Source organism: Synechococcus sp. UW86 (assembly GCF_900474085.1).
In the GTDB taxonomy this organism is placed as follows: Bacteria; Cyanobacteriota; Cyanobacteriia; order PCC-6307; family Cyanobiaceae; genus Parasynechococcus.
The window spans coordinates 38,428-44,711 of record NZ_UCNU01000008.1; the positions used below are offsets into that span (position 1 = coordinate 38,428).

General features: G+C 59.7%; 6 protein-coding genes. 4 read left to right on the top strand and 2 right to left on the bottom strand.

Annotation, left to right across the window (positions count from 1 at the left end; genetic code table 11):
* Positions 1-37: 37 nt before the first annotated feature.
* Positions 38-445: a photosystem II complex extrinsic protein PsbU gene (gene psbU, locus DXY04_RS02380; RefSeq protein WP_115160837.1), complete on the bottom strand. Its 408-nt coding sequence runs from the start codon at positions 443-445 to the stop codon at positions 38-40.
* A gap of 112 nt (positions 446-557) precedes the next feature.
* The gene (locus DXY04_RS02385) at positions 558-1,268 is read right to left on the bottom strand and encodes a DUF3120 domain-containing protein (RefSeq protein WP_115160838.1); all 711 of its coding nucleotides are present in this window, start codon (positions 1,266-1,268) and stop codon (positions 558-560) included.
* A gap of 110 nt (positions 1,269-1,378) precedes the next feature.
* Here DXY04_RS02385 and DXY04_RS02390 point away from each other — a divergent pair, with 110 nt between their 5' ends.
* The 4 genes from DXY04_RS02390 to DXY04_RS02405 are packed head-to-tail and all read left to right on the top strand — an operon-like array spanning position 1,379 to position 6,210.
* On the top strand, positions 1,379-2,242 hold the full coding sequence (locus DXY04_RS02390; RefSeq protein WP_115160839.1) for an undecaprenyl-diphosphate phosphatase: 864 nt from the start codon (positions 1,379-1,381) through the stop codon (positions 2,240-2,242).
* 19 nt (positions 2,243-2,261) lie between these two features.
* Positions 2,262-3,659, top strand: coding sequence for a TIGR03279 family radical SAM protein (locus DXY04_RS02395; RefSeq protein WP_115160840.1), 1,398 nt, complete (start codon positions 2,262-2,264; stop codon positions 3,657-3,659).
* 23 nt (positions 3,660-3,682) lie between these two features.
* Positions 3,683-5,413: a TolC family protein gene (locus DXY04_RS02400; RefSeq protein WP_115160841.1), complete on the top strand. Its 1,731-nt coding sequence runs from the start codon at positions 3,683-3,685 to the stop codon at positions 5,411-5,413.
* Positions 5,407-6,210, top strand: a complete 804-nt coding sequence (locus tag DXY04_RS02405; protein WP_115160842.1) for an inositol monophosphatase family protein — start codon at positions 5,407-5,409, stop codon at positions 6,208-6,210. Before DXY04_RS02400 ends, DXY04_RS02405 begins: the two co-directional genes overlap by 7 nt.
* Positions 6,211-6,284 lie beyond the last annotated feature (74 nt).

A 6,284-nucleotide genomic window follows, 5' to 3' on the forward strand; every position in this document is an offset into this window, starting at 1 on the left:
GTTCAAGCAGTCACAATCAGTGTGACGAGATCAGGAATCAGCGGTATTGGCCGTCGTTGATGCGGTCGTCGCCCTCGTTCAGAGCAATGGAGGGAGGGGTGACGGTGAAGTTGTCGCGGTACTTCGCGAACAGCTCCTGCTGACGCTCGGTGAGGTCAAGAGACAGCACGTCGTCAACACTGTCGTAAGGGCCACCCAGCACGATCTTGCCGGCCATGGTCGGGTACATCCCGGGAAACTGCTGGAAACGGCGCACGGAGGAATTGTTCAAATCCACCTTGCCGTCCCGTGCGGCAATTTTGTCGTCCGCAATGTTGCGGATCTCATTGCCGGAATACTTGCCGCGAAGGTCGTCGTCGGCGTAGACGCTGCTCGGAAGCACAAGGCCTGCCATCAGGCTCGCCATCACCAGTGCGCCGGTCAGCCAGCTCAGAAGCCGCTTCATCTCAACTCTCGATCAGGGGTCGGAACGGGTCGACCGGCAGTGCCGGCTCCGGAAGACTACAAGTCGTTGCGCTGTTCAAGCCTTTGAATCGTGGCAGCTTTTGCAGTTCGTTTCACTCGATCAGGCCACTGAGCCCGGGCTGAAGCAAGGCTGAGAGCAAGAACAAGCCATCCACCCAAAGGGTGGTGATTAAGACGGCAGCAGCCATGGATCCCACATCACCGGTGAAACCGCCGCTGTTCCGGCTCAGGCGACGTCCAGCCAACAGAACGAGAACTGCTGAGACCACCAGAGTGACCAGGGGCAGGGGCTGAAGCAGATGTGTCCCCGCTTGATGCAGCAGTAGCGGCGCTTGATCGAGGGAGGCTGTCACCACTGCGGGCCAGAACTGCATCACGCCGGTGGCCGCCATGGCCAGGTCGGTGCAAGCTGTGCCCACCAGGGACGACAAATAAAACGTTGCCGCCAGGCGCCAGCGCCCCTGCAGGCCGCCCAAGGCCACGGGCACGGCGAAGGCTTCCACCGGCAGGTGCAGAACGGGATGGGCCCGCAGCCAACCCCAGAAAATGCAACCTGCCAGCCAGCTACCGCTGAAACCCACCAGCAGGGAACCCAGGTCGGATGTTGTCTGGGAGCGGTTCTGATGCATCACTAGTCCAGCTGCAACCAGAACTCCGGTGAACAAGGTGGCTGAGAACGGATCAAGCCTTACCCAGGGGGCTTGCAGGAACACCGGCAGCACCACCATGGCTGCGGCGATGCGGGCCACGGGAAAGGACCACGACCGAGCGGGGGCTGATGTTTGCCAGGTGCCGCCGATCAAATGTCCTTTGTGAAGAAAGTCACGGAACCTTAGAAGACATCATCAAGTGACGCGGCTGACATGCCCGCTTTGCCTACCGGGGATACCGTCAGAGCGACACTCCCACGTTGATGGCGGACCCCTCTGCATCCCTCACTCTGCTTGAGGCCTGCTGGCGTGATCTGGTTTTGGGGGTGGTTCAGGGACTCACTGAATTTCTGCCGATCAGCAGCACCGCTCATTTGAAAGTGGTGCCTGAGCTCCTGGGTTGGGGCGATCCGGGTGTCTCCGTGACCGCCGCCATTCAGCTGGGCAGCATCGTTGCCGTCATCGCCTATTTCCGCACCGATCTCAGCCAGGTGTTGCGGGGCATCAGCCGCGCCTTTCGCAATGGCCAGTGGCGCGAACCCGAGGCGCGCCTCGGGTTCGCCATGGTGGTGGGCACCCTGCCGATCTTGCTGATCGGATTGGGGATCAAATTCGCCTGGGCCCAGGGCTACGAACAGTCACCCCTGCGCAGTGTTCCCTCGATTGCCATCGTCTCGATCGTGATGGCGTTGCTGCTGGCCTTGGCTGAACGCGTCGGCGCACGGCGCAAGCAGCTTTCAGAGGTTTCAGGCCGCGATGGCCTGCTGGTGGGGCTGGCCCAGGCCCTCGCATTGATCCCGGGGGTCTCGCGTTCCGGCAGCACCCTCACGGCGGCCTTGTTCGACGGTTGGCAGCGTGCTGATGCAGCCCGGTTTTCCTTTCTATTGGGCATTCCCGCCATCACCATCGCAGGTTTGGTGGAGCTCAAGGATGCTTTGGCCTCCAGCCCTGGCAACGGTCCCCTGCCGTTGCTGGTCGGAATTGGTTCGGCTGCAGTGGTGTCGTGGCTGGCGATCGATTGGTTGCTGAAGTTCCTGCAGCGCAACAGCACCTGGGTCTTCGTCGCCTACCGGCTGCTGTTCGGGCTGCTGTTGCTGGTCTGGTGGGGCGTTCACGGCGCACACTGAGTTCAGATGAAGTCGGCTTGTGTGGAATGAGCCATCCGCCGGGGTTGCCGTTGCAGCTCTGGATCCAAGTAGCAGTGGTCGTCAACCGCAGCCCGCGGTGGTGGCATCCGTCGAGTCCGGCTCGATCGGGGAGGAGTTGGGTTTTGAGCCGGGTGATCAGTTGCTCAGCATCAATGGCATTCGCCCGCGTGATCTGATCGACTACCGCTACCTCTGCGTGGAGGAGGAGCTTTGCCTTGAGGTGCGTGATGCCAAAGGTGCGCTGCATCGGGTGGAGTTGGAGAAAGATGCCGATGACGGCCTTGGGTTGGCTTTCACAGAGGCTCTGTTCGATGGCTTGCGCCAGTGCAATAACAACTGTCCGTTCTGTTTTATCGATCAGCAGCCCCCCGGGCGGCGCGACAGCCTTTATCTCAAAGACGACGATTACCGCCTGAGTTTTCTCTATGGCTCCTATCTGACGCTCACCAACCTGGGCGAGGCCGACTGGCAGCGAATTGAAGAGCAGCGTTTATCGCCGTTATTTGTGTCGGTGCATGCCACGGATCCCGAGCTGCGTTCACGACTGCTGGTGAATCCGCGAGCTGCCCAGGTGATGGACCAGCTCGCCTGGTTTGATCAGCGCGATCTGCAAATCCATGCCCAGGTGGTGGTTTGTCCGGGACTGAATGACGGTCCTGCCTTGCCGAGAACGCTGAATGACCTCGCCTCCTTCGCGGCTGGTCCCTGGCCGGCGGTGCTGTCTGCGGCGGTGGTGCCGGTGGGGCTCACCCGTTTCAGGCCGGCTGACGATGGCTTGGTTCCTGTGGATCCGGACTGCGCCCGCAGGGTGATTGCTCAGGTGGAACCCATGCAGCAGCATTTTCAGGAGGTTTTGGGCACCCGTTTCGCCTGGCTCTCTGATGAGTGGTACCTGGTGGCGGGATTGCCCTTGCCGCCCCGGGATAACTACGAGGATCTTCCGCAGCAGGAAAACGGCGTGGGCAGCATCCGTGCCTTCCTTGAAGCGTTGGATGCGGCAACTCAGGACTTGCCCATCGCGGTTGCTCAGCCCCGTCGTTGCAGCTGGGTGGTCGGTCAGATCGTGGCGCAGGCGTTGCAGCCTGTGGCTGAACGGCTGAATGCAGTTGATGGCGTCGAGTTTCACCTGATCGGGTTGCCGAGTCCCTACTGGGGGCAGGAGCAAGTGGTGACTGGATTGCTGACGGGACAGGATCTGCTCACAGGCCTGCAAGGCCGAGAGCTGGGCGATGAGTTGTTGCTGCCATCAGTGATGTTGCGGCAGGGGGAGCCCGTTTTCCTGGATGACATGACCCTGGAAGCCCTGGCCGCGCAGTTGACGGTCCCCATCCGGATCGTTCATGGGGCGGCTGACATCGTGGACGCAGTTTTGGGTGTCGTAGGGAAAAGTCCCTAAACTCCGAAAAAGTTTTGATTGCTGTGCGCCGGATCACCGCGGGAATTTGTCTCGTAGCGGGTGTTGTCAGTTCCGGTGCTCCCCCTGCCCTCAGCCAAGACGCTGTTCAAGTTGAGTCGGCCTTGATTGATCAGGCCAAGCTGCCCGACGCGATCGACTCGAAGGGTGCCCGTCCCAAGGCTGATCCTTCTGTGATCTCTCCTGCGGTTGATGCGCTGCCGCCTCCGCTTCTTCCTTTGGCGGCTCCCCCCAGCCTGGCTCTCCCTGATGCACCATCTCAGGTGCGTATCCATGAGCTGCGTCCCCTCACCCTCGAAGAAGCGCTTCAGCTCGCAGAGGTCAATAGCCCTCAGCTCAAAGCCGCAGCTCTTCAGGTGGATCAGGCCAAGTCTTCGTTGCGTGCGGCTGTTGCGGCCTGGTACCCCACTATCGACTTATCCGCGAGCGGTCTCCCCGAATATTTCGCTTCTTATTCCTATCGGAACCCAGATTTCGTCAGTCCAGATCCTCTGACCGGAAAACCAAATAATGAGTTTTATGGCCGTGAGTGGCGGGTTAATGGTCGATTGCAGGTGAGTTGGGATTTGATCAATCCCGCACGCGTTCCTCAGATCGCTGCTGCTCGAGACCGCTTCGAGCGAGCAGGCGACGCTTACCTGATTGCACTTCGTGATCTTCGTCTCGAGGTGCAGACGGCCTATTTCGCGTTGCAGCAGTCCGATGCGGGCGTGCGTATTGGCCAGGATTCTGTCAAGGCTTCATTGGTCAGCTATCGCGATGCGCGTGCGCGCTTCAACGCAGGTGTCAACACAAAGCTGGAGGTCCTGGAAGCGGAGACCCAGCTGGCGCGTGACCGCAATATCTTGACAACCAATCTGCGTGATCAGAACGAACAGCGTCGCAATCTGGCCAGGGTGCTTGATCTTCCCCAGGACGTCACTCCCACCGCTGCGACACCCGCGCGACCCCTGGGTTCCTGGGAACCCTCACTTCAGGAAAGCATAGTTGCTGCTTACAACTACAGCGAAGAACTTGATCAACTCATCCTTGATATCTCTATCAATAACAGTCAAGCCAATGCGTCTTTGGCGGCAGTACAACCTGTTGTGCGCTTTGTGAATTCAACCTCGGCCTCACGCACGGAAGGGCAAAACGGCCAGTCATCTCTCAGTGATATCGATATGGGCGATTTCACCTATAGAGTTCAGAACAGCACGGCCCTTACGGCGAGTTGGCGCTTGTTTGATGGCGGGCGAGCTCGTGCTGAATACAAGCGCTCCAAGCAGGCTGCTGAGGAGAGTCGCCTCAATTTTGCTAGAGCCCGCGATCAGATCCGGTTTCAGGTGGAGAGCAGCTTTTTTGGTTTGAGAGCCGCGATCCAGAGTCTTGAGACCACGGCCACTGAGGTTTTGGCATCACGTGAATCTCTCCGGCTCTCTCAGCTGCGAGTCCAAGCTGGCGTTGGGGTTCAGAGAGAGGTTGTCAACAGCCAACGTGATCTCACCCAGGCAGAGCTGAAATACGCCCGTGCCATCACTGACTACAACCGCGATTTGGCAACGCTTCAGCGCCGCACGGGCTTGGATGCCCTAGTCGCCTGCGACGCTGCCTCACTTTCGGGAACCAAGTCGGAATCCGATCCGCAACCGATTCCAATTGAGCCCACGCCACTGAAGACCCCTTGCCCATCGGGGGGTACCGCAAGTTCGTCGGTCAATCAAACTGAGACCAGTCCTATTCAGCCCTTGTGGTGACGCTTGTGCTCAGTGACGATCAACTGGGCGCTGTTCATCTGTTGCTGGATCGCATCCGTGCTCGTCAGCTTCAGGACTTTGGTCAGATCGGCTCCGACGTGAAGCCCGATGGTTCTTTAATTACTGACTGCGATCGCTGGAGTGATGCCGCTCTGGTGGATGGCTTGGCCAGCATCTCCCCTGGTGAAGGCGTCCTCAGCGAGGAAGGATCGAAAACAGTTCCAAACACGCGGGCCTACTGGGTGGTGGATCCCTTGGACGGGACCACCAACTTCGCGGCGGGCATTCCCTATTGGGCGATTTCCGTGGCTCGCTTTGTTGATGGCCGTCCCAGTGAGGTTTTCCTTGATGTACCGGCGCTGAACCAACGTTTTGTCGCTCTGCGCGGTCGGGGTGCCACGCGAAACAATCAGCCGCTCACCTCGGAGACCCGAGCCCTTGCCACCAGTGCTTGTGTCTCTCTTTGCAGCCGCTCGATTCGCGTGTTGCAGTGCAAACCGGATCAGCGTTTTCCTGGGAAGATCCGTTTGCTTGGTGTCGCCAGCCTCAATTTGGTGAGCGTTGCGATGGGGCAGACCATCGCTTCCCTAGAAGCCACGCCCAAGATCTGGGATCTGGCGGCGGCTTGGTTGGTGCTGGATGAGTTGGGTTGTCAGATTCGTTGGTTGGATGCGGATCCAGCGCAGCTCTCTCCAGGAGAGGACGTTGCCGACCTTGGCTTCCCTGTGCTGGCGGCCGGTTCATGGGCTCATTTGGCGCGTTTTCTCCCCTGGGGAGAGGCCCTAGTGCAGCCCTGAAGAGTCGCTATTGCGACAGCGGGGGATGTGGTGTTATGGTTTTGTCTTGCGCGGGAGCCGAGAGGTGAGCGCGC

Coding starts and splice junctions, on each gene's coding strand:
- psbU (WP_115160837.1), bottom strand. CDS start 445: ATGAAGCGGCTTCTGAGCTGGCTGACCGGCGCACTGGTGATGGCGAGC.
- DXY04_RS02390 (WP_115160839.1), top strand. CDS start 1,379: ATGGCGGACCCCTCTGCATCCCTCACTCTGCTTGAGGCCTGCTGGCGT.